Annotated in this window: 26 protein-coding genes and 1 pseudogene; 19 read left to right on the top strand and 8 right to left on the bottom strand. The window is 74.7% G+C overall.

What is annotated here, in order from left to right; all coding sequences use genetic code 11:
* Window positions 1–54: 54 nt before the first annotated feature.
* The 4 genes from ABEB06_RS04660 to ABEB06_RS04645 all read left to right on the top strand — a co-directional run bounded on the left by ABEB06_RS04660 (window position 55) and on the right by ABEB06_RS04645 (window position 4,844).
* Complete coding sequence (locus ABEB06_RS04660; RefSeq protein WP_345695494.1) at window positions 55–729, top strand: hypothetical protein; 675 nt, start codon at window positions 55–57, stop codon at window positions 727–729.
* A gap of 58 nt (window positions 730–787) precedes the next feature.
* On the top strand, window positions 788–1,972 hold the full coding sequence (locus ABEB06_RS04655; protein ID WP_345695493.1) for a competence protein CoiA: 1,185 nt from the start codon (window positions 788–790) through the stop codon (window positions 1,970–1,972).
* A gap of 193 nt (window positions 1,973–2,165) precedes the next feature.
* Window positions 2,166–3,893, top strand: coding sequence for an extracellular catalytic domain type 1 short-chain-length polyhydroxyalkanoate depolymerase (locus tag ABEB06_RS04650; protein ID WP_425559569.1), 1,728 nt, complete (start codon window positions 2,166–2,168; stop codon window positions 3,891–3,893).
* Between the two features lie 306 nt (window positions 3,894–4,199).
* Complete coding sequence (locus ABEB06_RS04645) at window positions 4,200–4,844, top strand: dihydrofolate reductase family protein (RefSeq protein WP_345695492.1); 645 nt, start codon at window positions 4,200–4,202, stop codon at window positions 4,842–4,844.
* Window positions 4,845–4,899: 55 nt separating this feature from the next.
* On the opposite strand, the gene ABEB06_RS04640 is transcribed toward ABEB06_RS04645, so the two are convergent.
* Entirely contained in the window at window positions 4,900–5,289 is a 390-nt protein-coding gene (locus ABEB06_RS04640; RefSeq protein ID WP_345695491.1) for a hypothetical protein, read from the bottom strand.
* Window positions 5,290–5,567: 278 nt separating this feature from the next.
* Between ABEB06_RS04640 and ABEB06_RS04635 the strand changes: the two genes are divergently transcribed.
* The 5 genes and pseudogenes from ABEB06_RS04635 (at window position 5,568) to ABEB06_RS04615 (ending at window position 7,811) form a co-directional block, all read left to right on the top strand.
* A complete protein-coding gene (locus ABEB06_RS04635) occupies window positions 5,568–6,293 on the top strand; it encodes a scabin-related ADP-ribosyltransferase (RefSeq protein WP_345695490.1) in 726 nt (241 codons plus the stop codon).
* 141 nt (window positions 6,294–6,434) lie between these two features.
* The gene (locus ABEB06_RS04630; RefSeq protein ID WP_345695489.1) at window positions 6,435–6,692 is read left to right on the top strand and encodes a hypothetical protein; all 258 of its coding nucleotides are present in this window, start codon (window positions 6,435–6,437) and stop codon (window positions 6,690–6,692) included.
* Window positions 6,689–6,907 (top strand): annotated as a pseudogene (locus tag ABEB06_RS04625) (hypothetical protein); the annotation flags it as partial. The gene ABEB06_RS04630 and the pseudogene ABEB06_RS04625, both read left to right, overlap by 4 nt.
* A gap of 260 nt (window positions 6,908–7,167) precedes the next feature.
* Window positions 7,168–7,488 (top strand): hypothetical protein, encoded by a 321-nt coding sequence (locus tag ABEB06_RS04620; protein WP_345695488.1) that lies wholly within the window; start codon window positions 7,168–7,170, stop codon window positions 7,486–7,488.
* A gap of 164 nt (window positions 7,489–7,652) precedes the next feature.
* Window positions 7,653–7,811 (top strand): hypothetical protein, encoded by a 159-nt coding sequence (locus ABEB06_RS04615; protein WP_345695487.1) that lies wholly within the window; start codon window positions 7,653–7,655, stop codon window positions 7,809–7,811.
* 44 nt (window positions 7,812–7,855) lie between these two features.
* Here the strand turns inward: ABEB06_RS04615 and ABEB06_RS04610 are convergent, their stop codons facing one another.
* Window positions 7,856–8,794, bottom strand: a complete 939-nt coding sequence (locus ABEB06_RS04610; protein ID WP_345695486.1) for a hypothetical protein — start codon at window positions 8,792–8,794, stop codon at window positions 7,856–7,858.
* A gap of 493 nt (window positions 8,795–9,287) precedes the next feature.
* Here ABEB06_RS04610 and ABEB06_RS04605 point away from each other — a divergent pair, with 493 nt between their 5' ends.
* The 3 genes from ABEB06_RS04605 to ABEB06_RS04595 all read left to right on the top strand — a co-directional run bounded on the left by ABEB06_RS04605 (window position 9,288) and on the right by ABEB06_RS04595 (window position 12,734).
* Window positions 9,288–9,572, top strand: coding sequence for a heavy-metal-associated domain-containing protein (locus ABEB06_RS04605; RefSeq protein ID WP_345695485.1), 285 nt, complete (start codon window positions 9,288–9,290; stop codon window positions 9,570–9,572).
* Between the two features lie 108 nt (window positions 9,573–9,680).
* On the top strand, window positions 9,681–11,927 hold the full coding sequence (locus ABEB06_RS04600) for a heavy metal translocating P-type ATPase (RefSeq protein WP_345695484.1): 2,247 nt from the start codon (window positions 9,681–9,683) through the stop codon (window positions 11,925–11,927).
* Between the two features lie 108 nt (window positions 11,928–12,035).
* Entirely contained in the window at window positions 12,036–12,734 is a 699-nt protein-coding gene (locus tag ABEB06_RS04595; RefSeq protein ID WP_345695483.1) for a type 1 glutamine amidotransferase domain-containing protein, read from the top strand.
* A gap of 177 nt (window positions 12,735–12,911) precedes the next feature.
* Here the strand turns inward: ABEB06_RS04595 and ABEB06_RS04590 are convergent, their stop codons facing one another.
* A complete protein-coding gene (locus ABEB06_RS04590; protein ID WP_345695482.1) occupies window positions 12,912–13,373 on the bottom strand; it encodes an LppU/SCO3897 family protein in 462 nt (153 codons plus the stop codon).
* A gap of 271 nt (window positions 13,374–13,644) precedes the next feature.
* Between ABEB06_RS04590 and ABEB06_RS04585 the strand changes: the two genes are divergently transcribed.
* Complete coding sequence (locus ABEB06_RS04585) at window positions 13,645–14,070, top strand: SsgA family sporulation/cell division regulator (protein WP_345695481.1); 426 nt, start codon at window positions 13,645–13,647, stop codon at window positions 14,068–14,070.
* Window positions 14,071–14,158: 88 nt separating this feature from the next.
* Here the strand turns inward: ABEB06_RS04585 and ABEB06_RS04580 are convergent, their stop codons facing one another.
* Together ABEB06_RS04580 and ABEB06_RS04575 are read right to left on the bottom strand one after the other, a co-directional pair.
* On the bottom strand, window positions 14,159–14,584 hold the full coding sequence (locus ABEB06_RS04580) for an organic hydroperoxide resistance protein (protein WP_345695480.1): 426 nt from the start codon (window positions 14,582–14,584) through the stop codon (window positions 14,159–14,161).
* A 54-nt stretch (window positions 14,585–14,638) separates the two neighbouring features.
* Window positions 14,639–15,094 (bottom strand): hypothetical protein, encoded by a 456-nt coding sequence (locus ABEB06_RS04575; protein ID WP_345695479.1) that lies wholly within the window; start codon window positions 15,092–15,094, stop codon window positions 14,639–14,641.
* Between the two features lie 209 nt (window positions 15,095–15,303).
* On the opposite strand from ABEB06_RS04575, the gene ABEB06_RS04570 reads away from it, so the two are divergent.
* Both ABEB06_RS04570 and ABEB06_RS04565 read left to right on the top strand, forming a co-directional pair.
* Window positions 15,304–15,945 (top strand): VOC family protein, encoded by a 642-nt coding sequence (locus ABEB06_RS04570; protein ID WP_345695478.1) that lies wholly within the window; start codon window positions 15,304–15,306, stop codon window positions 15,943–15,945.
* Between the two features lie 65 nt (window positions 15,946–16,010).
* A complete protein-coding gene (locus ABEB06_RS04565; RefSeq protein ID WP_345695477.1) occupies window positions 16,011–18,866 on the top strand; it encodes a helix-turn-helix transcriptional regulator in 2,856 nt (951 codons plus the stop codon).
* On the opposite strand, the gene ABEB06_RS04560 is transcribed toward ABEB06_RS04565, so the two are convergent.
* Window positions 18,855–19,676 (bottom strand): alpha/beta hydrolase, encoded by an 822-nt coding sequence (locus tag ABEB06_RS04560; RefSeq protein ID WP_345695476.1) that lies wholly within the window; start codon window positions 19,674–19,676, stop codon window positions 18,855–18,857. The genes ABEB06_RS04565 and ABEB06_RS04560 overlap by 12 nt on opposite strands.
* 220 nt (window positions 19,677–19,896) lie before the next feature.
* Between ABEB06_RS04560 and ABEB06_RS04555 the strand changes: the two genes are divergently transcribed.
* A complete protein-coding gene (locus ABEB06_RS04555) occupies window positions 19,897–20,919 on the top strand; it encodes an alpha/beta fold hydrolase (RefSeq protein ID WP_345695475.1) in 1,023 nt (340 codons plus the stop codon).
* Window positions 20,916–21,098 (top strand): hypothetical protein, encoded by a 183-nt coding sequence (locus tag ABEB06_RS04550; RefSeq protein WP_345695474.1) that lies wholly within the window; start codon window positions 20,916–20,918, stop codon window positions 21,096–21,098. Before ABEB06_RS04555 ends, ABEB06_RS04550 begins: the two co-directional genes overlap by 4 nt.
* Before the next feature lie 35 nt (window positions 21,099–21,133).
* Here the strand turns inward: ABEB06_RS04550 and ABEB06_RS04545 are convergent, their stop codons facing one another.
* The gene (locus ABEB06_RS04545) at window positions 21,134–21,547 is read right to left on the bottom strand and encodes a hypothetical protein (protein WP_345695473.1); all 414 of its coding nucleotides are present in this window, start codon (window positions 21,545–21,547) and stop codon (window positions 21,134–21,136) included.
* Window positions 21,548–21,830: 283 nt separating this feature from the next.
* Between ABEB06_RS04545 and ABEB06_RS04540 the strand changes: the two genes are divergently transcribed.
* Window positions 21,831–22,082, top strand: a complete 252-nt coding sequence (locus ABEB06_RS04540; RefSeq protein ID WP_345695472.1) for a hypothetical protein — start codon at window positions 21,831–21,833, stop codon at window positions 22,080–22,082.
* 72 nt (window positions 22,083–22,154) lie between these two features.
* Here ABEB06_RS04540 and ABEB06_RS04535 read toward each other — a convergent pair whose 3' ends face one another.
* A complete protein-coding gene (locus tag ABEB06_RS04535) occupies window positions 22,155–23,774 on the bottom strand; it encodes a tannase/feruloyl esterase family alpha/beta hydrolase (RefSeq protein WP_345695471.1) in 1,620 nt (539 codons plus the stop codon).
* A 208-nt stretch (window positions 23,775–23,982) separates the two neighbouring features.
* On the opposite strand from ABEB06_RS04535, the gene ABEB06_RS04530 reads away from it, so the two are divergent.
* A complete protein-coding gene (locus ABEB06_RS04530) occupies window positions 23,983–24,831 on the top strand; it encodes an alpha/beta fold hydrolase (protein WP_425559568.1) in 849 nt (282 codons plus the stop codon).
* The last annotated feature ends 10 nt before the right edge of the window (window positions 24,832–24,841 follow it).

The raw sequence follows: 24,841 nt of genomic DNA, 5'->3' as shown, positions 1-24,841 counted from the left end.
CGGCACGTATCGTTGCGGCGATCACCAACGCGACGCAGTACACGGGGAGCACACATGACCGTCCATCGGCCGGGACTTCCGTCGGACCTTCCGCGGGCCGAGGAGCTGTGGGCGCGCTGGGCGCTGCTCGCCGCGCTCGAGGCGACCACCGAGGGCGAGGAGACGCCGTCGGTCCACCGGACCGGCCGGTGGATCGACGACGAGGGCCTGCACTGGGACGACTGCGGCTGCACCTGGTGGATCATGTCGAGGCAGGGCGAGGGCCGTTTCGTGCTCTACGGCGAGGACGAGTCGAGCGGCGTCAAGTGGTACGAGCCGGCGATCGACGTGCTGGCGGGCGGCCCGGACTGGCTGCCCTACGAGGAACTGCGCCACCGGCTCGAGGGGAACGAGATCGGCTGCGTCTACTGGTACGAGAACGGCACCTGGGCCCGCGCGCCGTACCCGGACGACCTGGACGACGACGGCCTGGACTGCGGCCTGAGCTCCTTCATCGAACGCGGCGAGGTCCTGGAGGAGCTGACGGGCCGTCTGGACGGCTCGGCCGCAGGGAAGGACGCGTCCACCCTGCTGGCGGACGCGGAGGCGTACCGGCTGGAGCCGCGGACGCTGCTGGAACGCCTGGGCGCGACCGACCGCGACGGTGATCCGTCGGACCCGCCGGCCGTCCTCCGGGCGCTGGTGCGCGCGGGCCTGACGGGGGAACCCGCGGCGGCCGACGCGCTCTGACGGCCGGGACGGTGCGGCGGCCCGGGCCCGGCCCGGGCCGCAGGAGGGGGGACATGGCGTGGCCATCACCGCGATGCACGCCGGCCGCGGCCGGCTGGACGCCAGCCAGGACGACCTCGGGTGCGGCTGGGCATGGCCGGCGATCCACCGTGTGCGGCCCCGGGTGCCGCTGGCCTGCCCGGAGTGCGGGCACGGCGTGCACCCGAAGGTCTCCTCGGGCGGGCTGCGGTTCTTCGCCCACGACGCCGGGGCGCCGAACTGCGCGCTGGCGCAGGAGAGCATGGAGCACCATCTGCTGAAGCTGGAGCTCGCCCAGGCGGTGCGCGCCGGCGGATGGTTCGCCGAGCTGGAGGTCCGGGCCCCGGACGGCGCCTGGCGGGCCGACGTGATGGCCTCGTCCCCCGACGGCCGCCGCCGCATGGCGTGGGAGGCGCAGCTGTCCCCGATCACCCCGGACGAGATCGGCGAACGCACCGCCCGCTTCGCCGCGGACGGCGTGCGGGTGTGCTGGGTGGGGATCCACTCCCGGCCGTGGTTGGGCACCGTGCCCTCCGTGCTGGCGGCCGCTCCGGGCAGCGAGGGCGCGCCGTGGAAGGTGGTGGGCGGGCTGGCCCGCTTCGACGTGCCGAACTGGTTACCGGCCAACGCCGCGCTGCGCGACTTCGTGGCCTGGGTCCTGGCGGGGCGCGTCGTCGGCCACCGCTTCGCCCGTCCGCAGCGGCTCGACGGCCGCACCCTCTGGCCGGCGGCCTGGACGGCCCCGCGCTACACCGAGGACGCCGCCGAGTGGGAGCGGCTCCAGCGGCAGCTCGACGGCCGGCGGGTCCAGGCCGTGGAGCGCCAGCTGCGCCCGGGGACGGGGTGGCGCGGTACGGCGGAGCCCTCGCGGCGCCTGCTGCGCGATCCGCACCGGGTCGTGGTGCGGTCCTGGCGGCTGTCGGTGCCCTCGGACGACCGCCGGCGGATGCGCGAGGCGGCGGCGGAGTGGGTGCGCGTCCACCACGGCACCCAGCCGTACTTCGGGCACGAGGACTTCGACCCCCGCTGGGCGGGAGGCATCCCGCTGTGCGCCGGCCACGCGGACGGGCCGGTCGTCGCGCTCCTGCGCCCCAAGCCGGCCCTCCTCGACTGGGAGCGGCTGGACGGGGTCGTCGTCCTCGCCGCGACCGAACCGGACCGGGCGAAGCTGGCCGCGACGGCACCCCGGGGCGCGCGCGTCATCGGTCTCCCGGCACCGCGCTGAAGCGGTGGTGGCATGGGTCACGCGCACATGGCCGTCCGATCAAGGGTGGATCTCCCCGCCATTACCGCGCCTCCTGACGGGTCGCATGATTCACGTCACAGCCCCGCCGCACAGAGCCCCCGACGGTCCCACCCGCCCGGATCCGGCTCGGCGAGGCCCACGGCCGTGTCCACCCCCACCCAGGAGCCCCTCCATGACACGTCTGCCCGGCAAGTCCCGCGCGCGGCAGGGCATCCGCCGCTGGATCTCCGCCGCCACCGGCGCGGTCGCGCTCGCCGCCGGCCTGCTGACCGTCGGCGCCCCCACCGCCTCCGCCGCCGCCCTCACCCAGGTCACCGGGTTCGGGTCCAACCCCGGCAACCTCAGCATGTTCGAGTACGCCCCCGACGGCCTGCCCACCGGCCGGCCGCTGGTGGTCGCCCTGCACGGCTGCGTGCAGAGCGCCTCCGACTACCACGGCCACTCCGGCTGGGCCCAGTTCGCCGACCAGTACAAGTTCGCGGTGGTCTATCCGCAGACCACCAGCGCCAACAACTCGCTGAGCTGCTTCCGCTGGTTCGACTCCGCGCAGAGCACCCGCGGCAACGGCGAGGCGCTGTCCATCAAGCAGATGGTCGACAAGGCGGTCGCCCAGTACGGCAGCGACACCCGCCGGGTCTACATCACCGGCCTGTCCGCGGGCGGCGGCCAGGCCGCGAACCTGCTCGCCGACTACCCGGACGTCTTCGCCGGCGGCGCCGTCGACTCCGGCCTCCCCGCACAGTGCGCGACCGCGCAGGCGGGCGCCTCCAACTGCCAGAACAACGACATGGGACTCACCCCGGCGCAGTGGGGCACCAAGGTCCGCAACTCCTACCCGGGATGGACCGGCCCCTACCCGCGGGTGGCGATCTGGCAGGGCAGCTCCGACACCACCGTCAAGCCCGTCAACGGCACCGAGCTGCGCGACCAGTGGACCAACGTCTGGGGCATCCCGCAGACCCCGTCCAGCACCCAGACCCTCACCGGCGGCACCACGCTGACCCAGTACAACGACGCCGACGGCAAGCCCGCCGTCCAGCTGTACTCCGTCTCCGGCATGTCCCACGGCCTGGCCGTCAACCCCGGCACCGGCACCGGCCAGTGCGGCACCACCGGCGCGTACTACCTCAAGGCGATCTGCTCCAGCTACTACACCGCCGCGTTCTGGGGCCTCGACGGCTCCGGTGCCGCCACGCTGCCCGCGCCGGCGGGTCTGGCGGTCACCGGGACGACCGACACGACGGCGTCGCTGAGCTGGTCGGCGGTGAGCGGGGCGGCCTCGTACAAGGTGTACCGCGGCGGCGCCCTGGTGGGCTCGGCCACCGGCACCAGCTACACCGACTCCGGTCTGAGCAGCGGCACCAGCTACGCGTACACGGTGGCGGCCGTCGATTCGGCGGGGACGGTCGGTGCGCAGTCCGGCGCCGTCACCGCCACCACCACCGGTTCCGGCGGCACCACGCTGCCCGCGCCGACGGGTCTGGCGGTCACCGGGACGACCGACACGACGGCGTCGCTGAGCTGGTCGGCGGTGAGCGGGGCGGCCTCGTACAAGGTGTACCGGGGCGGCACGCCGGTCGGCTCGGCCTCGGGTACGGGCTACACCGACTCCGGCCTGACCAGCAGCACCGCCTACGCGTACACGGTGGCGGCCGTCGATTCGGCGGGGACGGTCGGTGCGCAGTCCGCCGCCGTCACCGCCACCACCACCGGCTACACCCCGCAGTGCTTCACCGCGAACAACTACAGCCAGGTCGTCGCCGGCCGCGCCCACACCAGCGGCGGCTACACCTACGCCAACGGCTCCAACCAGAACATGGGCCTGTACAACCTCTACGTCACCCACACCCTCAAGGAGACCGCGGACGGCTACTACGTGATCTCCGACAGCGGCTGCTGAACCCCTGCGGCAGCCCCGCCCCGCCCCGTCCGTGCTGACGGGGCGGGGCCTTCGGGGTCCCCGTCCACCACGTTCGGCCGTGGGAGGTGGTGGGAGGTGGCGAACGCGCCCGGACCCACCGGCTGTCGGGGGCGCCGTCGACCGGGAGGTGTTCCAGGACGGGCAGGGCATTCACTCCGCGCCGGGGACACCTGCCAGGCCCGGCGCCCGGCGGTCCGGGGATCTGTCGGACCCCGGGGATACATTCGGTCGCACGGGGCGCGGCGGCCTTGCCGCGCCGGAGTGTCGACTGCCGGAGGTCCTCACGTGTCGCTGGTACGGGTCCACAACTTCTCGGTCTCGCTGGACGGCTTCGGCACCGGCGAGGGGCAGACCTTCGACGAGCCGTTCGGCCACGCCGGGCACCGGCTGCACGGCTGGTTCTTCAACACCCGGGCCTTCCGGTCGATGCAGGGCGCGGAGGGCGGCGCCTTCGGCGTGGACGACGCCATGGCCGGGACGTGGGGCGAGGGGATCGGCGCGGAGATCATGGGCCGGGGCAAGTTCGGTCCGCAGCACGGCCCCTGGGAGGACCACGACTGGAACGGCTGGTGGGGGGAGGAGCCGCCGTTCCACACGCCGGTCTTCGTGATGACCCACCACCCCCGTCCCTCGGTGGAGATGAAGGGCGGCACCACCTTCCACTTCGTCGACGGCTCGCCGCAGGAGGTGCTGGCGCAGGCCAAGGAGGCCGCGGGCGGCCTCGACGTCCGGATCGGCGGCGGGCCGAGCACCCTGCGCGCCTTCCTCGCCGAGGACCTGGTCGACCACCTGCACGTCGTCGTGGTGCCGATCCTCCTCGGCCGCGGTGAGCGGCTCTGGGACGGCCTCGAAGGGATGGAGAGCCGCTTCCGCGTCGAGACGGTGGCGACCCCCAGCGGCGTCACCCACCTGACGTTCACCCGCGCCTGAGGTTCACCCGCGCCCGACCGGGCCGGGCGTGTCGCGGAGGCCGGGGCCTCGTCCGTCAGGCGGCTTCCGCGACCCGCGGTGCCCGGGACAGGGCTCGGCGCGGGGGGAGCTGGAGCAGCCGGCAGCCGTGCCGGTCGAGGTGGCGGAGCGCCGCCGCCACCTCCTCCTCGCGCAGGCCGAACACGTACAGGCCGGGCACCAGGACCGCGGAGATCCAGCCCTCCGCGACGGCCCGCAGCAGTGCGTCGAGGGCCGGCAGGCCGTCGGTGACGCGGTGGCCGTTGTCCACGAACAGCTGCGGCTCGGGAAGCCCCGCCGCGGCGGCCAGGTCGGCGAGCGCCCAGCGCCGGCACTCCATCCCGCTCGGGTCGGCGGGGTAGGCGCGGAGGTAGGCCGCGGTCCGCGGCGGACCTCCGGGGTCGGCGGTCCGCTCGAATGCGTCCATCGGTGCCACCTGCCTCTTCTCGGGACCGCACCGGAGTGCGGCGGCAGGTCCGGCACGCCCGGTGAATCGCCGGGTGTTCCATTGCGGGCCCTACCTGTTCGCCCCTCATAGATGCGGACGATCCCGGGTGGGCATTCAGTTGCAGGTACCCGGGTGCCGCCGAGTGCCGGTGTGACTTATGCGCTCGTGCGGGTGGCCCCGGCGTATCGCTACCGGCGCGCCTTGGTTCGTGTGCCTATAAAGAGCCCGTCACGTTGACCGACCGATGGGCTCTCACCATGCTGCAAGCCGCTCTGCGGGTGCTCGCCGCCGCCTCCCTCGCCTCCGCCGTCGCCTCCGCCACGGCCGTCCCGGCGGCCGCCGCCGCTCCGGCCGCTCCGGCCGTGCCCGCCGTGCGGGCGGCGGCCGACGACGACCTGACCACGCCCTGCGGGCCGGTCGTCGACTACCGCGCCTGGGACTGGTGGCGCACGACCACCCAGCCACAGATCGCCCAGACGGTCGCGGCCTCCGCGGCGAACGAGCGCTGGCAGTGGCGCAACGACGTCAACACCCTCTGGCGCGGTGACACCCGCGAGAACGTGGAGGACATCTTCCGGGCCGGCTTCACGCCCCGCGGCGAGGCCGTGACCCCCCTCGCCGAGTACATCGTCCAGGGCGGCGGCCAGAACAGCGCCCACCTCAGCACCAGTTGCGCGATGTGGGTGGCGCAGAAGTTCGCCACCTACGGCGCCGCCAAGACCGGCTGGGTCTACGAGATCTACGCCCCGGGCGGCATCGACGTCAACGCCACCGCCCGCCTCAACGGCTACCAGTCGCCCTATCTCTGGAACAAGGAGATCGACTTCCCCGGCGGGGTGGAGGGCCGGTACATCAAGGGTGCCTGCAAGTACCACCTGACCGGCACCGATCCGGACACCAAGGTCAGCACCTTCGAGAACCTCGGCTGCAAGAACAACGCCGACTTCGCGCCGTACCGGAGCGAGGCGGCGGTCGCCCACTGACGCGCTCGCGTCCTGTCACGACCCGCCAACCAGGTCCGGAGCTTCCGCTGGCACCACCAGGCCGCCCCGCGGCCGCGCCCGCTGGTGTTCGGGGCGCGTTCATCCGGATAGACGCGGTGATGACCCGGGAGGTGGTGCGGGGTGGGCGAGCGGTTCGGCGCCCGGTACGGGAGCAGCTACGACGAGGTGGTGCGGGCCCTGACCGCCACGGTCGCGGACGCCGGCAGCGGCTCGCTCGCGGACGACGCGACCGTGCTGTGCCCCGACCGGTACGGCTCCCCGCAGCGCCGATTGCACCCAGGCGGCCGGAGCGGCCGCCTGGGCCCGGGCGAGGCCACTGGTGGCGACCGCCCGGCGGACGCGCCCCGGAGTGGGGCGGAAGGAGGCGAAGGAGCATGACCGAGGAGACCGCCGGTGCCACCGGCACCAAGGACCAGGACTACGACCTGATCTGGTACGTCGAGGCCTGCCTGAGCAACGCGCTGCGCCTGGAGACGTACGTCCGGGACGCGGAGCGGGCGGGCGACGGCGAGGTCGCGGAGTTGTTCCGCAAGGCGCAGGCCGACAGCCGCAAGGGCGCCGAGATCGGCAAACGGCTGCTTGCCGGCCGGCTGGGTGCGGCGGGTGCGGCGGGCGGTGCCGGTACGCCTGCGGACACGGCCGGACGGACCGTCCGGGAGGCCACCGTGAGCGGTGGCGCCGGCGAGGGCGCGGCCACGGTGCCCGGGGAAGGGACCGGCGTGGACGGGCCCGCACCGGCCGAGGACGCGGAACTGCCGCAGGACCCGACGACCCCGTAGGGGTCGGGTGGGGATCGTAGTGTCGGCGACGCGGTGCCACAGGTGCATCGGTGGGATTCACCCGAAGGAGGGGGGTGCGATCGTGGGCGTACGCCGCCTCGGCGCTGCCGTACGCGTCTTACCGGGCCCGCCCCGGCCGTCGAGACTGGGTGACGTTCGCGGCCGGGTACTCGGGACCGGCCGCCTTCCGGTGGGGGACGCCGATGGCCGAGCCGTTCGTACTGCCCGATTTCTACCTGCCGCATCCGGCGCGGCTGAATTCCCGCCGGGCATGCTCCCGGCCGGCCCACCGCGCCGCGGCCTTCGCTCTGCCCGAAGCCCGCGGCCTCGGTACGTCCGACGCCCGGATCGGCGCCGAGCTTGCCGCCCGCGCCGCGGCCGTCGTCGCCCGCTGACAGCTTCGCGCCGGGGCGCTCCACCGGCTACGGCACCGGGTGATCCGCTCACTCCGGTGCCGTAGCCGGACGGGGCCGACGGCGTGAACGGGAGGCACTGCCCGCATGTTCCGAGCGGGTGGGGGCAGCCGACTAGCAGGTTCGTCCACTGACCGGAGGTGCGTATGTCCACTGCCACGGTGCTGCTGCTGGCGCCTCTCGCGATCGCCGCGGTGCTGACCGCCACCGCCTCCCGCCCCGGTCCCCGCCACCGCGGGCCGCGGGCCGAGTCCGGCCGCGGCGACAGGGCCGGCCGTCCGCGTCACGCCCGCACCGGCGGCTGACGCCCACCGCGCGAACGCGCGGGCCGCGGAGCCGGCGGCGGGTCTCAGTGCCCGTGGTCGGCGTCGTGGGTGGTGGGTGTCGCCCCGGTGGTCGGGGGCGCCGGGGGAGCGGTGGTCGTCGCGGGGAGGGTGAAGGCGGCGGTGTGCACGGTGTCCTGGTGCTTGAAGTCCAGGAAGAGCCGGTAGTCGCCGCTGCTGGGTGCGGTGGTGGTGAAGGAGACGGCGGGGCCGCCGGTGGTGCCCCCGCCGTCGGGGTGGACGTGGAGGTAGGCGAGGTCACCGGCGCGCAGGGCGACCAGGTGACCGCCGGCGCCGAGGTACGGCTGGAGGTCGGTGACCGGGCGGCCGTCGCGGCTGACGGTGAGGGTGAGCCGGCCGGCCCGGCCCGGGGTGAGGTCGCCGGTCAGGACGACGGTGTAGCCGTCGGCGGTGACGGTCCGTCCGGTCTGCGGCAGTGCGGAGGGGCGCAGGTCGCCGGCGGCGTGCAGGTCGGCGCCGAGGGCGAGGCCCCCGTCGGTGCCGGCCGGCGCGAAGTCGGCGATGACCCGGTACTCCCCGGCGGCCGGGAGGGCGACGGGCGTGCTCCAGGTGCCGTCGGCGGCGCGGACCGGGTGCAGGTGCTGGAAGGTGGAGAGGTCGCGCGGGGCGACGATCAGGTGCAGCTCCTTCTCGTGCTGCGTGCGGTACTCGGTGACCGGTCGGCCGTCCGGGCCGAGCACGCGGAACCGCAGCTCGGTGGGGGCGCCGGCGGTGACGAAGGGGTTCTCCAGGCCGAGCGTCCAGCCGCGGTCGGAGACCTGGAGACCGCCCGGCAGGTGTTCGCCGGACTGCGCGCTCGGCGTGGCGGCGGGCGCGTGCCTGGCGCTGTCGGACGTCCGTGACGGCGGTGCGCCGGTACCGGTGGCGTTGCCGACGCCGTACGAGGCGCCGAAGACGGTGGCGATGCCGGCGACGAAGGCGGTGATCTTCAGCGCGGTGTTCATGAGGGCTCCCTCGGACACGTGGAGTGGTCGGTGCGTCGGACCTCCGACGCCCGCATTAGATACCCCCTGGGGGTATCTGGTCAACCTGTGCCCGCGGATCTGCGGGGGTGTGTCGTGGTTGCCCCCCAGGGGGGGGGGCGGCTCCGCCGGTCCGCCGTGGTGGCCCATCGGGGGTTGCGCGGAAGTGCTCGCGGTACGGGCCCCGCCAGGTCCAGCATCCGGGCGCCGTCGTGGGCGGCGATCGTCATGGGGCGGACGGGGTCGGGTGCGGTGTCGATGGCCGCCGCACTGTCGATCATGTGGCAGTCCGGGTCCGCTGTCGGCGGTGGCCGCCATGGCATCCGCCCCGGCGATCCGACCGTCGGCCTGTCCGCGGCCTGGCCGCTGTCCGTTCGCCGAGGGTTGCGATACATACCCCCTGGGGGTATAAAGAACTCGCCGCAAGGGATACCTCGTGGGGGTATCCATCGAACTGACTGCACCGGAGGAAGCCATGTCCTGCTGTTCGACCGAAGGCACCTGCTCGACCGCCGCCGCCACCGCGACCGTCGTGGTCGAGAACGCGCCCGCCACCACCGTCTACACGGTCGCCGGAATGACCTGCGGCCACTGCGAGCAGGCCGTCGGCAAGGCCGTCGCCGCGCTCCCGGGCGTCACCGCCGTCTCGGTCGACGTCAAGGGCGGCCTGGTGACCGTCTCCGCCGCGACCGCGATCGACGACGAGGCCCTGCGCGCCGCGATCGACGACGCCGGCTACGAGCTCACCGGCCGGGCCTGACGCGCCCGCCGCCCCATCCGCCAGGAGGCTCACGGTCCCGCTACCCCCGGGGGGTAGCGGGACCGCCCTCCGGCGCCGCCCCACCGACGACGACCACGAGGAGCCCAGATGACCATCAAGGCCCCCGCCTCCATCGAGGTGGAACTCCAGATCGGCGGCATGACCTGTGCCTCGTGCGCCGCCCGGATCGAGAAGAAGCTCAACCGGATGGACGGCGTCGAAGCCACCGTCAACTACGCCACCGAGAAGGCCAAGGCGGTCGTCGCCGAAGGCGTCGCCGTCGCCGACCTGATCGCCACCGTCGAGGCCACCGGCTACACCGCCACCCTGCCCCGGCCCCCGGCCGCCGAACGCCCCGTCGGCGAACAGGCCGAGCCTGCGGACGAACTCGCCCCGCTGCGCACCCGGTTGTTCACCGCGCTGGCCCTCGCCGTGCCCGTCATCGCGATGGCGATGGTGCCGGCCCTGCAGTTCGACAACTGGCAGTGGCTGTCCCTGACCCTGGCCGCCCCCGTGGTCACGTACGCCGCCTGGCCGTTCCACCGGGCCGCGTACACCAATGCCCGGCACGGCGCCGCGACGATGGACACCCTGGTCTCGCTCGGCACCGGCGCCGCGTTCCTGTGGTCGCTGTGGGCGCTCTTCCTCGGCGACGCGGGGATGCCGGGCATGCGGCACGGCTTCGAGTTCACCATCGGCCGCAGCGACGGGGCGTCCAACATCTACCTGGAGGCGGCGGCCGGCGTCACCGCCTTCATCCTGGCCGGCCGCTACTTCGAGGCACGCTCCAAGCGCACCGCCGGTGCTGCTCTCAAGGCGCTGCTCGAACTGGGCGCCAAGGACGTCGCGGTGCTGCGGGGCGGACGCGAGGTGCGCGTCCCGGTCGCCGAACTCGCCGTGGGCGACAGCTTCGTGGTCCGGCCCGGCGAGAAGATCGCCACCGACGGGGTGGTGGTCGAGGGCACCTCCGCGGTGGACGCCTCGATGCTCACCGGGGAGTCCGTCCCGGTCGAGGTCGGGCCCGGCGCCACCGTCACCGGCGCCACCGTCAACGCCGGCGGCCGCCTGGTCGTCGAGGCCACCCGGGTCGGCGCCGACACCCAGCTCGCCCGGATGGCCGGGCTCGTCGAGGACGCGCAGAACGGCAAGGCCGCCGCCCAGCGCCTCGCCGACCGGATCTCCGCCGTCTTCGTCCCGATCGTCATCACCCTCGCCGTGGCCACCCTCGGCTACTGGCTGGGCACCGGCGAGGGCTGGACCGCCGCGTTCACCGCCGCCGTGGCGGTGCTGATCATCGCCTGCCCGTGCGCCCTGGGCCTGGCCACCCCGACCGCCCTCATGGTCGGCACCGGCCGCGGCGCCCAGCTCGGCATCCTGATCAAGGGCCCGCAGGTCCTGGAGAACACCCGCAGGGCCGACACCGTCGTCCTGGACAAGACCGGCACCGTCACCACCGGCCGGATGACCCTGCTCGCCGTCCACACTGCCGAAGGCACCGACGAGACCCAGGTACTGCGCCTGGCCGGCGCCCTGGAACACGCCTCCGAACACCCGATCGCCCGCGCCGTCGCCACCGCCGCCACCGACAGGCTCGCCGCCCTGCCCGCCGTCGACGACTTCCAGAACGTCCCCGGCCTCGGCGTCCGGGGCACCGTGGACGGACACACCGTCCTCGCCGGCCGCGAGGCGCTGCTCGCCGACCGGGCCCAGCACCTGCCGCCCGAGCTGGCCGCGGCCAAGACCGCGGCCGAACGCGCCGGCCGCACCGCCGTCGCGGTCGGCTGGGACGGCCGGGCCCGCGCCGTCCTGGAGGTCGCCGACGCGGTCAAGGACACCAGCGCCGAAGCCGTCGCCCGGCTGCGCGCACTCGGCCTGACCCCCATCCTGCTCACCGGCGACAACCGGCTCGTCGCCGAGGCCGTCGCCGCCGAGGTCGGCATCGCCCCCGAGCAGGTGATCGCCGAGGTCCTGCCCCAGGACAAGGTCGCCGCCGTGCAACGCCTCCAGGACCAGGGCCGGGTCGTGGCCATGGTCGGCGACGGGGTCAACGACGCCGCCGCCCTCGCCCAGGCCGACCTGGGCCTGGCGATGGGCACCGGCACCGACGCCGCGATCGAGGCGGCCGACCTCACCCTGGTCCGCGGCGACCTGCGCGCCGCCGCCGACGCGATCCGCCTCGCCCGCCGCACCCTGGCCACCATCAAGGGCAACCTGTTCTGGGCCTTCGCCTACAACATCGCCGCCCTGCCGCTCGCCGCCGCCGGCCTGCTCAACCCGATGATCGCCGGCGCCGCAATGGCCTTCTCCTCGGTCTTCGTGGTCGGTAACAGCCTCCGCCTCCGCACCTTCCGCTGACCACGTCCCCTGCCGTTATGGGTGCACCGCTCACCGCGCGAACGCGCCGCCACCGCCGATCTGTGGGCAAGCTGGGCAGGTCGGTGGTGCACGCAGGAAGGCGAGACCATGAACCGAGTCCTCTTCGTGGTGACGGCGGCCGACACCTGGACGCTCAAGGACGGCTCCAAGCACCCCACGGGCTTCTGGGGCGAGGAGCTGGCGGTGCCGCACAGGATCTTCTCCGGGGCCGGGTGGGAGGCCGTGATCGCCACCCCGGGAGGGAAACGGCCCACCCTGGACAGGATCAGCATGGGCCGCACCGCCGGCCTGCCCGGCACCCTCCGCGAGGTCGCCGACCACCTCGCCACGATCCAGGGGGAGCTGCGCAGCCCGGCCTCCATCGGCGACGTGGACCCCGACGACTTCGACCTGGTCTTCTACCCCGGAGGCCACGGTCCGATGGAGGACCTGTCGCACGACGAGGTGTCAGGCGCGCTCCTCACCGCGAGGCTCGCCTCCGGCCGGCCGCTGGCCCTGCTCTGCCACGGCCCGGCGGCACTGCTGGCGGCCAGGAACGACGACGGGTCCTGGCCCTTCGCCGGCCACCGGGTCACCGCGCTGTCCAACGTCGAGGAGAAGTTGACCGGCTTCGGCCGCAAGGCCCCCTGGTACCTGGAGGACAGACTGCGCGAGAGCGGTGCGGACTACGCCAAGGGCGCCCTCCCACTGGTGCCGCACATCGAGGTCGACCGAGCCCTCTACACCGGTCAGAACCCCGGCTCGTCCAGGCGGCTCGCCAACCGCCTGGTGGCCGACCTGTCCTGACGGCCCGGGGGCCGGTGCGGGCCGGTGCTGGGCCGGTCGGTCAGAAGGTGATCTCCGGAGCGCCGGGCCCTGCGCCGCTACCGCGCCTGGCTGCCCGAGCGGCAGACGTCCGCAGCCGGGCACCCCGGCCGATGACCACGCGCCCCGGGCAGGGCGCCGGTCCGGCACGGCGTCAGGTCAGCGGCGCTCGCCCAGGCACAGCACCAGGGTGGAGCTGCGACGCGTCTCGACGTAGGTGGCCACCAGCGCCTGCTCCGTCTCGCACTCCTTCTCGTTGGCGCCGTGGACGACCTTGAGCACGGTGAACTCCGCGTTCGCCGAGCCGCAGTCCACCAGGCTCATGTCCGGCTTGCTGTCGGTGCCGGCGTTGTGCGCGCAGTCACCGGCCTTCGCCGCGGCCGGGTTGTCCCGGGAGACGTACGCGGCCACGGCGAGCGCCGCCGCGATCACCACGACCATCGCGCCGATCTTCAGGATGCCGGGGATCCGGCGGGACTTGGGCGCCTCGACCGGTTCGAACGGTATCGGCGGGGGCGCGAACGCGAACTCGGGCGCGTACTGGGGCGCGTGCGCGGGCGCCGGCGCGGCCTGGGGCCCGGCGGGGCCGGTGGCGGCGTCGGGCAGCGGCGGAGTGCTCAAAGGGGTTCCTTCACTCGGGCGACGAAGCGGCACGGCAGATTACCGCTGCGCCACCCAACAGCCCCGAACGGGCTGCGCACAACCCAATTCCCTCCCCTTCCTGTCCGCCCGGCTCGCGCGGACGGCCTGTCACCCCGCCGACCGGTGGGTGTCCCGGATGCGGGGAGCAGGTGGAGGTTTCGGGGGGCCTCGGCCGACGGGCCGCGCCGTGGACGGCCGTGTGCCTACAGTCGGGCCCGGGGCCGGTACGACGCCGCAAGGAGAGTGCTCGATGATGTCGATGTCCGCGGTCCGCCCGATGCCCGTCACCTTCCCGGAGAGCCCGCTGCCCCACCTCCCGGTCCCCGCGGAGCTGCGCTTCGACGCCGATCACCCCTTCGCCGCGTGCCTGTTCTTCCCGGTGGACGAGTGCGAGTGCGTCGACGGCGACGAGCCGGTGTCCTGGTGGTTCGGCCGCGACCTCCTGAACGAGGGCCGGTGCGCGCCCGCCGGGGACGGCGACGTGAGGGTCTGTCCGGGCGCCGAGGGCGAGATCCGCATCACCCTGGTCGGCGAGACCGGGCAGGCGGTGGTCAGCGCCCCGGCCGAGGCGGTCACCGCCTTCCTCGCCGACAGCTTCCGGCTGGTCCCGGCCGGTTCGGAGTCCGAGCACCTGGACATCGACGCGCTGCTGGCGCAGTGCCTCGGCGCCGACTGAAGCCGGTGGGGCTCCGTCCTCGACCCGCCGTTGCGGGCACGCTCCTTGGCGCCGGCGACGGCGGGTCGAGGGCGGCTGACGCGGGTGGTCAGACGGCGGTGGCGTGGACGGTGACGGGGATGTTGCCGCGGGTGGCCCTGGAGTAGGGGCAGATCCGGTGGGCGGCCTCGGCGAGCTCCTCGGCGGTGGGCTGGTCGACGCCGCCGAGCCGCGGGGCCAGCGTGGCCAGCAGCGAGAACTCGCCGTCGTCGCCGTGGTGGAGGGTGACCTCGGCGCTGATCGCGGTGCTGGTCAGCCTGATCCGGCGCTGGGCGGCGGCGTGGCGGAGGGCGCCGAGGAAGCAGGCGGCCCAGCCGGCGGCCAGGAGCTGCTCCGGGTTGGTGGCGTCGCCGGCCCCGCCGAGCTCCTTGGGAATGGACAGGCGGTGGTCGAGCAGCCCGTCGCTGGAGCGGGCGGTTCCGCCGTTGCGGCCCTCGCCGGTGACGTCGACGGTGGCGGTGTAGGTGACGGCCATGGTGGGTTCTTCCTTCCGGTACGGATCGGGGGCTGGGGTACGGGGGAGCGCGGGTCAGGGGCGGGGCAGCCGGTTGCGGGCCTCGACCGCGCTGATCGTCGTCCTCAGCGCCTTCGCCAGGACGCCCCGGCCAACGGTGCCCAGCAGCAGGCCGGTGACGCGGCCCTTGAGGTTCTTGCCTTCGCGGACGACCACGACGTCCAGCTGCGTCGACCCGTCGGGCAGCCGGGTGAAGGCGTAGGTGTGCCCGGAGGCGCCGCCCCAGAGGTTGGAGTCGGTCGTGGTCATCACCACGCGGTCCGGGTCGGACCAGTCGTACCGCAGCCGTTCCCACACACCGCCCGACCCCTCGGTGACGTCCGCGTGGTCGACTCCCTCCGCGTGGACCCGCAGGTACTCGTCGGCGCTGTTGGGGAACAGGGCCCGGCGTCCCGGCCCGAAGTCGGTGAGGCTCGCCACGAACTGCTCGGGGGTGGCCTGCGTCCGCTCGGTGAAGTGGATGGTTGCCATGGGGTCGCCCTGCGCTCCTCGGATCGGTGGTCCGTACGGGCCCGGCGGCCTGAACGGGTGCCCTCAGACTCCCCGGTGGCGGACCCCGGTCGAGCCGGTGCCGGACCCTGGCCCCGCCCGGCCAGTGCCCCGGCCGGTACCCGGGCCGTGACGACCAGGGTCCGGCACAGGCTCGACCGGGGTCCGGGCCGCGGGATCGTCGTCGGTGGATGCGGACGGCATCCCTGGCGGCGAAGGAGCTGACGATGGTGGAGTACAAGATCGAGGTCGTGGTCGTCCCGGTGTCGGACGTGGACCGGGCCAAGGACTTCTGGACGCGGATCGGGTTCCGCGAGGACGTCGACTTCACCGGCCCCGGCGGCTTCCGGGTGGTGCACCTGACCCCGCCCGGGTCGGCCGCGTCGATCGTCATCGGCAGCGGCGTGACCGACGCGGCGCCGGGCTCCGAGCACGGTGTGCACCTGGTCGTGGACGACGTCGTCGCGGCCCGCGCCGAGCTGGCCGCGGCCGGGGTCGAGGTCGGCGAGGTCTTCCACGACGCCGGCGGAGTCTTCCACCACGCCGGCACCGCCGGGCGCGTCCCCGGACCGCACCCGGCGCGGCAGTCGTACGGCTCGTTCGCCTCGTTCACCGACCCGGACGGCAACACCTTCGTCCTGCAGGAGGTCACCACGCGGCGCCCCGGCCGGATCGGGCACGTGGTCTACCGCTCGGCCGACGAGGTCGAGGCGGCACTGCGCGACGCGGCGCTCGCCCACGGCACGTACGAGGAGGAACTCGGCCACCACGACCAGGACTGGCCGGCCTGGTACGCCGCGCACATGGCCCGTACGGCCGGGCTGGGCAGCTGAAACGCGCCGGCGGGGCGTGGTCGCAGGGACGGGCCGGACGGCAGGAAGACGGGGCGGGCGGGCACATGCAATCCATCACCACGACGACGATGGTGGGCCGCGAGGACGAGCAGGCGGAGCTCGCGGCGTTCGTGGGGTCGGCGACCGGCCGGGCCCTGGTCCTGCGCGGGGACACCGGCGTCGGCAAGAGCTCGCTGCTGGGTCACGCCGCCGCGCTCGCCGACCGGGAGGGCCACCGCGTCGTCCGGGCCGCCGGCGTCGAAGCCGAGTCCGCGCTGCCGTACGCGGGGCTGCACCAGCTCATCCACCCGCTGCTCCCCGGCGATGCGGAGTCGGAGGCCGCCGGGCCGGACGCCGGGTCGGACGCCGGGATGCGGGCGGTGTTCGGCGCCGTGTTCGGTGCGGCGCAGGGTGATCCGCCGTCGGTCATGACGCTCGGCATCGCCGTGCTCGGCCTGCTGCTGCGCTCCGCCGCCGAGCGGCCGCTGCTGCTGGTCCTCGACGACGGCCAGTGGTTCGACGACGCCAGCGCCGACGTCCTCGGCTTCGTGGGCCGGCGCCTGAGCAGCAGTCGGGTGAGGCTGCTGATCGCGGTCCGCACCGACCTCGCCTCCAGGTTCGACACCGCCGCCCTGCCCGAACTGCCGATCGCCGCCCTCACCGACGAGGACGCGGCGCGCCTGCTGGACCGCCGCCACCCGGACCTGGGCCGGCGGATCCGCCGACTCGTCCTGGAGCAGGCCGAGGGCAACCCGCTCGCCCTGGTGGAGCTGCCCGCCCACCTCGCCGGCCGGGCGGACGACCCCGCACTCGACGACTTCTCCGGCCCGCACGGCGTCCCGCTGCCCCGGCGGCTGCACCAGCTGTACGGCGCCCGGATCGCGGCCCTCGACGAGCACGTGCGGGCCGAGCTGCTGCGGGGAGCGCTCGACGGCGCCGGGACCACGGCCGGCACCGACACCGTCCCGGGCACGCGCTACCCCATGCGCGACGCCGACCAGGCCGTGGCCGCCGGGCTGCTGGACGTCGCGGTGGCCACCGGCGAGTTCGTCTTCCGGCACCCGCTGGTGCGCTCCGCCGTCGTGCGGACGGCCACCCCCAACCAGCGCCGCGCCGCGCACCTGGAGCTGGCCCGGGTCCACCGGGCGAACCTCGAACGCCGGGCGACGCACCTGGCGGCGGCCACGGTGGACCCCGACGAGGAGGTGGCAGGCGTCCTGGAGGCGGCGGCCGGGTCCGCGACCCGGCGCGGCGGCGCGCTCGCGGCCGTGACCTGGCTGACCCGGGCCGCCGAGCTCAGCGAGAACCCCGCCGACCGGTCCCGCCGCCTGGCCGACGCGGCCTTCGTCGCCGGCCACGCCGCCCGCCTCGGCCAGGCGCACCGGCTGGTCCGGGCGGATCCCGGCCCCGGTTCGGCGGGGTCGCCGGCCTCGGTGCTTGCGGCCGCCTACCAGGCGCTCTACCAGGACGGGGACGTCCGCTCCACCCACCGCCAGGTCTCGGCCGCGATCGAGAAGCTGCGCGACGACCGGCCCGCGGTCACACCCACCGCCACGCCCACCGGCGCTGCGGTCGACGGCGGTGCGGTCGACGGCGGCGAACCCGGGGAGGTCCTCACCCGGCTGGTGGTCCTCCTCCTGGCGATCAGCCAGTACAGCGGCGACCGCACGGTCTGGGAGAGCACCCACCGCCTCCTCGCCTCGCTCGGCGACCTCGTCACCGACCGCGCGCGGCTCTACAGCGCCACCTGGAGCGACGTCACCCGGTACGGCGCCGGCCGGGCCGAGGCGGTGCGCGCCGCCGCTGCCGACCTGCCGGGCCTGGCACCGTGGGACGTCTCGCGGCTGGGCGCGGCCGCGTACCACCTCGACCTCCTGGACCACTACCGCCCGCACCTGCAGCGGGTCGTGGACCGCGAGCTGGAGACCGGGGCCGTGGCCACCGGCATGGTGATGCTGCACCAGATCCTGCTCGACCAGATGGCGGTCGGCGAGTGGGCCGAGGCCGAGTCCACCGGACAGCGTGGCCTGGACCTGGCCGCCGAGCACGGCCACCACCTCTTCGCCGCCCAGAGCCGCGCGTACCTGGCCCAACTCGCGGCGCTGCGCGGACAGCTCGGACGGGCCAGGGACCTGCAGGCCGAGGTGGACGCCTGGGCCCGCCCGCGCGGGGTGGGATTCCTGACCCAGGTCGCCGACTCCGCGGGCGCCACCGCCGCGCTGGGCTCCGGGGACCACGAGGCCGCGTACCTCTACGCCATCGGCATCACCCGGCCGGGCACCTTCCGGCCCTACGCGTACCAGGCCCCGCGCACCCTGCTCGACCTCGTCGAGGCCGCCCGGCACACCGGCCGCGCCGAGCAGGCCCGGGCCCATGCCCTCGCCGCGCGCGACGCAGGTCTGCCGCTGGTCTCGCCCCGGCTGGCCCTCATCACGTACGGCGCGCTGGCGATGACCGCCGAGAGCGACGGGGAGGCCGCCGAGATGTTCGGGCGGGCCGAGGCCCAGCCGGAGGCCGACCGCTTCCCGTTCGAGCTGGCCCGGATCCGGCTCGCGCACGGCATCCGGGTGCACCACGTCCGGGGCGGGGCGGCGGCACGGCAGTACCTCCTCCCGGCGGCCGGAGCGTTCGAGCGGCTGGGCGCGGCCGGCTGGGCCGAGCGGGCCCGGGCCGAACTGCGCGCCACCGGTGCCCCGCCGCGCACCGCGACGCCGAACCTCGCCTCGCTGACCTGGCAGGAACGCCGGATCGCGGACCTGGCCGCCGGCGGCCTGACCAACAAGGAGATCGGCACCCGGATGCACCTGTCGCCGCGCACCGTCAGCTCGCACCTCTACCGGATCTTCCCGAAGCTGGGCATCACCACCCGGGCGGCGCTGCGCGACGCGCTGAGCCGGGCCGACGGGGCGTCACAGCCCTGACGGCCGCGCCCGGTCCTGCGTGGCGGCGCCGATGCCGTTCGCGGCCAGCCAGGCGAGCACGTGGTCGGCGACCGCGCGCCGGCCGCCGTCGAACACCAGGGAGTGCCCCCGGTCGGCGAACTGCTTCAGGTCGGTCACCGCGGGGGAGTCGCCGTAGAGCTTGTAGACCGCGCGGGTCACGGCGTCCGGGACGATCCGGTCCTCCTGGCCGGAGACCAGCAGCAGCGGCCCGCGCGCCGGGCCGGCGGCGTCCACGGCGGCGTCCAGGTCGGCGGCGGCCGGTTCGGCGGCAGGACGGTCGAACCCGAGGTCCGCGAGCAACGGGCGCGGGGCCGGGACGGCGTACCGCTCGAAGAGCTCCGCGGCCTCCCGCTCACCGACTGCGTTGGCGACCAGGTGCCGGAACCGCCTGCGGGTGAGCGGCTCGGTGCCCGGGCCGGAGCCGTCCTGGCGGCTGCCCCCGACGGGCCGTGCGCCGCCCGGCGGCAGCGGTGCGAGGGCCACCGCCGCGCGGCCGAGGCCGGCGCCGAGGAGGAGCCGGGCGATCAGGCCGCCGGCCGAGTGCCCGATCAGCACCGGCGGGTCGTCGAAGGAGCGCACGATCCGCTCGTGGTGGGCGGTGAGCGCGGCCAGCCCGAGCCCGTGCCACAGGCCCGGACCGCGGCGGGCCCCGGCGGCGGTGGGGGCCTCCCCGGGCCAGCCCGGGACCGACACCGCGTAACCGTGCGAGGCGAACTGCTCGGCCCAGCCCTCCCACGAGGACCGGTGGAACCACGCACCGTGGATCAGGACGACGGGGGTTTGCTTCACTGTCAGACCTTCCGACTGCACACGACGATCCGCCCCGGCGCGGCGGCCCTCGTCCGAGGATCGCCGAGCGGTGCGGCGGCGGAAACAGTCGGATGACTGCAGGTGACGGCCCGGCAGGTCCGCGGGCTCCGGGGGGTGTCTCGACGTCATGTGACGGATGCGGCCGGCCGGTGGCCGAAGAAGAGTGGAGGCGTCAGCGAGCCTCCAGGAAGGACCAGACATGATCAGCAGGCGCACGTTCACCCGGGCGGTCGGCCTCGGCGTGGGCACCACGGCCCTGTCGCTCGGCGCGGCGTCCCACGCACCCGCCGCCCCTACCGTCGCCCCGGGCGCGCACACCGCGTTCCCCACCCTCAAGCAGGTCCGGGCCGGCGTGCTCGACATCGGCTACGCCGAGGCCGGGCCGAAGCACGGGCCGGTGGTCGTCTGCCTGCACGGCTGGCCGTACGACATCCACAGCTTCGTCGACGTGGCGCCGCTGCTCGCGGACGCCGGCTACCGGGTGATCGTGCCCTACCTGCGGGGCCACGGCACCACGACCTTCCTGGCGCCGACCACGGTCCGCAACGCGCAGCAGTCCGCGATCGCCCTCGACATCGTCGCGCTGATGGACGCCCTGCAGATCCACCGGGCGGTGCTGGCCGGCTTCGACTGGGGCTCGCGCACCGCCGACATCATCGCGGCGCTGTGGCCGGAGCGGGTCGAGGCCCTGGTGTCGGTGAGCGGCTACCTCGTCACCGACGTCCCCGCGCAGCGGAACCCGCTGCCGCCGAAGGCCGAACACACCTGGTGGTACCAGTACTACTTCGCCACCGAGCGCGGCCGCGTCGCCATGGAGACCCGGCAGAACCGGCACGACCTGTGCCGACTGGTGTGGGAGGAGACCTCCCCGGCCTGGGACTTCGACGACGCCACCTTCGAGCGCACCGCCGCGGCGTTCGAGAACCCCGACTACGCCGCCATCGTGATCCACAACTACCGCTGGCGCCTTGGCCTCGCCGACGGCGAACGCCGCTACGACCGCTACGAGCACCTGCTCGCGGCCCGGCCGGCCGTCACCGTGCCGACCATCACCCTGGACCCGGCCCTCGACCCGTTCCTCGCCACGACCGACGGCACGGCGTACCGGAAGTACTTCACCGGCCCGTACGAGCACCGCGTGCTCCCCGGCGTCGGCCACAACGTGCCGCAGGAGGCGCCGACCGCGTTCGCCCAGGCCGTCGTCGACGCGGACCGGCTGTGACCCGCGAGCAGGCGGCGGAGCTCCGCAGGGCCCGGTTCGGCACGCTCCCGGCACGCGTCGCCTTCGAGGACATGGTCGAGGAGAAGCAGGTGCCCACGGCCCGGCGGACCGCGGAGGCCCACGACCCCGACGCCCTGGCGGTCAGGTTCTCCTGCCTGGCCGCGGACCTCGGCCTCTGAGCCCGGCCACCCCTGCGGGACGGCCGCCCCCGCTCTCACCTCGGCGGCGCGCCGCCGAGGTGACGGGCTAGGAACTCGGCCTCCCGGGTGATGTGTTCGGGCGCGTACCAGCGGGCGTGGTCGTAGTCCGGGTGGTCCAGCCACGGCGCCATCGCGACGACCATCTCCGACCAGCCCTCGTGCAGCCGGGCCCGGATGTCGGCGGCACCGGGGCGGGCGGCCAGGGCGCGGATCTCCGTCAGCGTGCGCGTGGTCGCCCGGTGGGCCAGCCTGGCCAGCGCCCGGGCCACCTCCTGGGACTGCGGGTCCTCGATGCGGTGCCGCTCGTCGATGAGCCGTTCCAGCAGGAAGTCCTCCGCGGACAGCACGTCGGCCTCGGTGAGGTCGGCGGTGTACCGGAGCTCGGCCGTGGGCGGCCTCGGCACGCGCGGCGCGGTCGTCTCGTTCATGGATCCCCCGGCTCGGGGTGGACCGGACGGACGGGTCGTCACTTCCGGCTCATCACCTCGGATACCGCACTCTATGCGAGGTGATGCACGTCACACGAGACTTTGAAGATTTTCCGACAAGTTTGACCATCGCCGTAGGGCCGGGAGGTCGCGCCTGCGGCGTGCTCCGACCGCGGGCGGCGTCGGTAGGCTCGGGGCGTGGCCCTTCGCCGTCCCGACGTCGTCGGGGCGACGGCATCCTGCCCGGCCAGGACAACCCGACGATGGACGAGGTCTTCGGCTCATGATCCACCCGCACGAGCTGCGCATCGCCAAGGCCGTGGCCGACGGCATCCGCGAGCTGCCGGCCCGGGCCCGCGAGGAGTTGCGTGCCGCGCTGCTGCGGGCGCAGGAGGACCCGTACGGCTGGCCCCAGGCGGACCGGTACGACCTGGACGACACCGTCCGTGTCGTCACGACCGGCGCGGTGATCGCGCACTACGCGATCGTCCCCACCACCCCGCACCTGTGGCTGTTCGCGATCACCGTGCTGTGACCGCGCGGCAGGGAGGCGGGTCGGGCCGCGGGGTCCGTCCCGTCGAGCCGGTGGGACGGACCCCGGGGCGGGTCAGTCGCGCGGGGGCCGGACGCAGCGGAAGCCGCTCGCGGCGGCCGGGTCGCCGTGGCCGGTGTAGCGGGGGACGGTCGGGTAGCGGCAGAGGTCGCGGGTGACGGTGCGGCCGTCGGCGGTGGTGAGATCGGCGTGCAGGACGGCGGGTGCCTTGCCCCGCTCGACCCAGGCGGTCAGTGCGGCCAGGTCGTCGACCTTGCCGCCGTTGAGACCGCAGTGCGGGACGCCGGGTGCGAGGAACAGCCGGTAGAAGTCGTCGACCCGCTCGCTGCCGCCCATCCGGCGTTCCACGCGCTTGCGGTAGTCGACGGTGCCGGCGGTGGGGATCAGTTGGTCGGCGGTGCCGTGCCAGGTGATCAGCTTGCCGCCGGCGGCGCGGAAGGCGGAGAGGTCGGGGTCGCGGGCGCCGATGACCTGGTCGTACTCGGCCCCGGCCTTGCGGAAGATCTCCTCGAACCGGGCGTAGGTGAGGTTCGCGGTGTCGAACGAGGGCTGCTTCTGCACGAAGGTGGCGGCCCAGACGGCGGGGACGACGAACGGCGAGCCCGTGGTGACGCCGTTCTCGTCGGTCCTGCTGGCCGCGAGGTAGCGGAAGTCGGCGCCGATCGGCAGGCCGTACCAGAGCCGTCTGCCCTCGGCGTCGCGCGGGCCGTCCCAGATCCTGCGGACCACCTCGGCGTCGGCCGCGGTGACGGTGATCTCCTTGCCGTCGCAGACGATCCGGGTGCCGATCAGGCGGCGCGGGTCGTAGTCGCAGCGCGCCGGGTCGCCGACCAGGCCGTCGGCGGCGCCGTCGAGCCGGTCGCAGGCGGTGAGGGCGGCCCGGTTGAAGGCGTCGAACTCGCAGGCGGTCGGGTAGGTGCGGGTCTCGTGCATCACGACCTGCGGCCACAGGGTGGCGACCTCGAACTGGTTCCAGTTGATGCCGGGCGCCGCGGCGTTGACGCCGTCGAAGTCCTCCGGGTAACGCTGGGCCTCCAGGTAGCCCTGGCGGCCGCCGGTGGAGCAGCCGTTCCAGTAGGACCAGGACGCGGCCCTGCCGTAGACGCCGGCCACGACGTCCTTGCCGACCAGGGCCATCTCGTGCGCCGAGCGGGAGGCGAAGTTGTCCAGCAGCGCGGTGTTGACGTGGCCGGAGGCGTCCAGCGCCCAGCTGGTGTCCAGGGGGCCGCCGACGCCGGCGTCGGTCGTGGCGGCGGCGTAGCCCTGTCTGACGGCCGCGGCGAGTCCGGCGCCGTTGTCCCCGGCGGCGTAGGCGCTGCCGCCGACCGCCTGGAAGCGGCCGTTCCAACCGGCCTGCGGCAGCCAGACGTTCACTTCGGCGTGGTCTCCCGCGCCGGGGTGGGTGAGGGTGACCGTCACCTCGCAGTGCGCCGGGACGTCGGGCACGGGGAAGCCGCCGAGCGGCGGAACCCCGGGTACCTGGAAGGTGCCGGCCGGGACGCCGACGGCGGTCACCGACTCCACCGCGGTGCCGGCCGGGGCGGGAGGCGCGACCGGGGCGCAGGTGAAGGACAGCGGGCCGTGCGGTGGGGTGTCCGCCGATGCGCCGACCGGCGCGCCGAGGGCGGCGGCCAGCGGGACGGCGGCTGCGACGGCCAGGAACCGTCGTTTCATGTTCGCTCCAAGGGTGTTCGGGTATGGCGCCCCCACTGTCGCCGCCGCACCGGTGCCGGCACATCAGTCACCTGACGGTCGGTCGGTGCGAGGCCTGCCGGGCCCGCCGGTGGCGTCACCTGACCGATGTGTCCGGGGCGGACCGCGGGCGACAGTGGGGACCGCCAAACCCATCGCCCTTGTTCGAGCCCCTGGAGCGTGATCTCCCGTGCACAGCCCTGAGAACGTCCGCAAGCGCCGGTTCACCGCCGCCGCCGTCGCGGTCGGTACGGCCGCGGCCATCGGCGCGTTCGCCGTCGCCGGCACCGCGGACGCCGCCGCCCCCACCCCGGCGGCCGACCGCGGGCCCAAGCCGACCGTCGTCCTGGAGCACGGCGCGTTCGCCGACGGCTCCAGCTGGGACGGCGTCGTCGCCGCGCTGCGCCGCGACGGCTACCCGGTGGTGGCCGCCGCCAACCCGCTGCGGGGGCCCGCCTCCGACGCCGCCGCGCTGCGCAGCCTCGTCGACCACCTGAAGGGCCCCGTCGTCCTCGTCGGCCACTCGTACGGCGGCTCGGTCATCAGCCAGGCCGCCGTCGGCGAGCCCCGGGTCAAGGCCCTCGTGTACGTCGCCGCGTTCCTGCCCGCTCCGGGCGAGTCCGCGCTGGAGCTGACCGACCGCTTCCCCGGCTCCACCCTGCCGGGCACGCTGGACCCGGTGCCGTTCACCGGCGCGGACGGCAGCACCGGCACCGACCTGTACATCCAGCAGGACAAGTTCCGGGCGCAGTTCGCGGCCGACGTCCCGGCGGACCGGGCCGCCCTGGCGGCGGCGGCCCAGCGGCCGATCGCGCAGGCCGCGCTGACGGAGAAGGCCACCGCCGCCGCCTGGGAGACCGTCCCCAGCTGGGACGTCGTCACGACCGAGGACCTCAACATCCCGGCCGCCGCCCAGCGGTTCATGGCCCGGCGGGCCCACGCCCACACCACCGAGGTGGCCGCGTCCCACTCCGTCGCGGTCTCCCACCCCGACCTGGTGGCCGGCGTCATCGAGAAGGCCGCCCGTGCCACCCGCTGACCGAACCGGC

This window comes from Kitasatospora terrestris (assembly GCF_039542905.1).
In the GTDB taxonomy this organism is placed as follows: Bacteria; Actinomycetota; Actinomycetes; order Streptomycetales; family Streptomycetaceae; genus Kitasatospora; species Kitasatospora terrestris.
This window is presented reverse-complemented; position numbering and strand designations above follow the sequence as displayed.

What these genes read in the sequence shown, in the direction of transcription:
- ABEB06_RS04660 (WP_345695494.1), top strand. Translation starts at nt 55, where the DNA reads ATGACCGTCCATCGGCCGGGACTTCCGTCGGACCTTCCGCGGGCCGAG.
- ABEB06_RS04650 (WP_425559569.1), top strand. Translation starts at nt 2,166, where the DNA reads ATGACACGTCTGCCCGGCAAGTCCCGCGCGCGGCAGGGCATCCGCCGC.
- ABEB06_RS04640 (WP_345695491.1), bottom strand. Translation starts at nt 5,289, where the DNA reads ATGGACGCATTCGAGCGGACCGCCGACCCCGGAGGTCCGCCGCGGACC.
- ABEB06_RS04635 (WP_345695490.1), top strand. Translation starts at nt 5,568, where the DNA reads ATGCTGCAAGCCGCTCTGCGGGTGCTCGCCGCCGCCTCCCTCGCCTCC.
- ABEB06_RS04615 (WP_345695487.1), top strand. Translation starts at nt 7,653, where the DNA reads ATGTCCACTGCCACGGTGCTGCTGCTGGCGCCTCTCGCGATCGCCGCG.
- ABEB06_RS04610 (WP_345695486.1), bottom strand. Translation starts at nt 8,794, where the DNA reads ATGAACACCGCGCTGAAGATCACCGCCTTCGTCGCCGGCATCGCCACC.
- ABEB06_RS04605 (WP_345695485.1), top strand. Translation starts at nt 9,288, where the DNA reads ATGTCCTGCTGTTCGACCGAAGGCACCTGCTCGACCGCCGCCGCCACC.
- ABEB06_RS04600 (WP_345695484.1), top strand. Translation starts at nt 9,681, where the DNA reads ATGACCATCAAGGCCCCCGCCTCCATCGAGGTGGAACTCCAGATCGGC.
- ABEB06_RS04595 (WP_345695483.1), top strand. Translation starts at nt 12,036, where the DNA reads ATGAACCGAGTCCTCTTCGTGGTGACGGCGGCCGACACCTGGACGCTC.
- ABEB06_RS04585 (WP_345695481.1), top strand. Translation starts at nt 13,645, where the DNA reads ATGATGTCGATGTCCGCGGTCCGCCCGATGCCCGTCACCTTCCCGGAG.
- ABEB06_RS04580 (WP_345695480.1), bottom strand. Translation starts at nt 14,584, where the DNA reads ATGGCCGTCACCTACACCGCCACCGTCGACGTCACCGGCGAGGGCCGC.
- ABEB06_RS04575 (WP_345695479.1), bottom strand. Translation starts at nt 15,094, where the DNA reads ATGGCAACCATCCACTTCACCGAGCGGACGCAGGCCACCCCCGAGCAG.
- ABEB06_RS04570 (WP_345695478.1), top strand. Translation starts at nt 15,304, where the DNA reads ATGCGGACGGCATCCCTGGCGGCGAAGGAGCTGACGATGGTGGAGTAC.
- ABEB06_RS04565 (WP_345695477.1), top strand. Translation starts at nt 16,011, where the DNA reads ATGCAATCCATCACCACGACGACGATGGTGGGCCGCGAGGACGAGCAG.
- ABEB06_RS04555 (WP_345695475.1), top strand. Translation starts at nt 19,897, where the DNA reads ATGATCAGCAGGCGCACGTTCACCCGGGCGGTCGGCCTCGGCGTGGGC.
- ABEB06_RS04545 (WP_345695473.1), bottom strand. Translation starts at nt 21,547, where the DNA reads ATGAACGAGACGACCGCGCCGCGCGTGCCGAGGCCGCCCACGGCCGAG.
- ABEB06_RS04540 (WP_345695472.1), top strand. Translation starts at nt 21,831, where the DNA reads ATGATCCACCCGCACGAGCTGCGCATCGCCAAGGCCGTGGCCGACGGC.
- ABEB06_RS04535 (WP_345695471.1), bottom strand. Translation starts at nt 23,774, where the DNA reads ATGAAACGACGGTTCCTGGCCGTCGCAGCCGCCGTCCCGCTGGCCGCC.